The organism is Staphylococcus hominis subsp. hominis, from assembly GCF_002901845.1.
Taxonomy (GTDB): domain Bacteria; phylum Bacillota; class Bacilli; order Staphylococcales; family Staphylococcaceae; genus Staphylococcus; species Staphylococcus hominis.
The window spans coordinates 288,003-289,123 of sequence record NZ_PPQE01000028.1 but is presented as its reverse complement, the minus strand read 5'-3'; the positions used below and the strand labels follow the sequence as shown (position 1 = coordinate 289,123).

The following is a 1,121-nucleotide window of genomic DNA, read 5'->3' as shown; positions in this document are numbered from 1 at the left end:
CTTGTTGAATCACTCACACTTGTTGATGTTGATCCACTTAATGACGTGCTTGCACTTGCTGAGTCTGAAAGACTCGTACTTGTTGATTCACTTAATGATGTGCTTGCACTTGTTGATGCTGACTCGCTCGCACTTTCTGATGCTGACTCACTTAATGATGTGCTTGCGCTTGCTGAGTCTGATGCGCTTGTTGACGCTGAGTCGCTCGCACTTTCTGATGCTGAATCTGATGCGCTTGTTGACGCTGACTCACTCGCACTTTCTGATGCTGACTCGCTCGCACTTTCTGATGCTGACTCACTTAATGATGTGCTTGCGCTTGTTGAATCACTCACACTTGTTGATGCTGACTCACTCGCACTTTCTGACGCTGACTCGCTCACACTTTCTGATGCTGAGTCGCTCGCACTTTCTGATGCTGAGTCACTTAATGATGTGCTTGCGCTTGCTGAGTCTGAAAGACTCGTACTTGTTGATCCACTTAATGACGTGCTTGCACTTGTTGAATCACTCACACTTGTTGATGCTGACTCACTCGCACTTTCTGATGCTGAGTCACTTAATGATGTGCTTGCGCTTGCTGAGTCTGAAAGACTCGTACTTGTTGATCCACTTAATGACGTGCTTGCACTTGCTGAATCACTCACGCTTGTTGATGCTGACTCACTTGCACTTTCTGATGCTGAGTCGCTCGCACTTTCTGATGCTGACTCGCTCGCACTTTCTGACGCTGACTCACTTGCACTTTCTGATGCTGACTCGCTCGCACTTTCTGATGCTGAGTCGCTCGCACTTTCTGATGCTGACTCACTTAATGATGTGCTTGCGCTTGCTGAGTCTGATGCGCTTGTTGACGCTGAGTCGCTCGCACTTTCTGATGCTGAATCTGATGCGCTTGTTGACGCTGACTCACTCGCACTTTCTGATGCTGACTCGCTCGCACTTTCTGATGCTGACTCACTTAATGATGTGCTTGCGCTTGCTGAGTCTGATGCGCTTGTTGACGCTGACTCACTTGCACTTTCTGACGCTGAGTCTGATGCACTTTCTGATGCTGAGTCGCTCGCACTTTCTGACGCTGACTCACTCGCACTTTCTGATGCTGACTCGCTCGCACTTTC

General features: G+C 48.7%; 1 pseudogene. It reads left to right on the top strand.

The features are described from left to right. Positions 1-1,121 (top strand): annotated as a pseudogene (locus CD034_RS11250) (hypothetical protein); the annotation flags it as partial.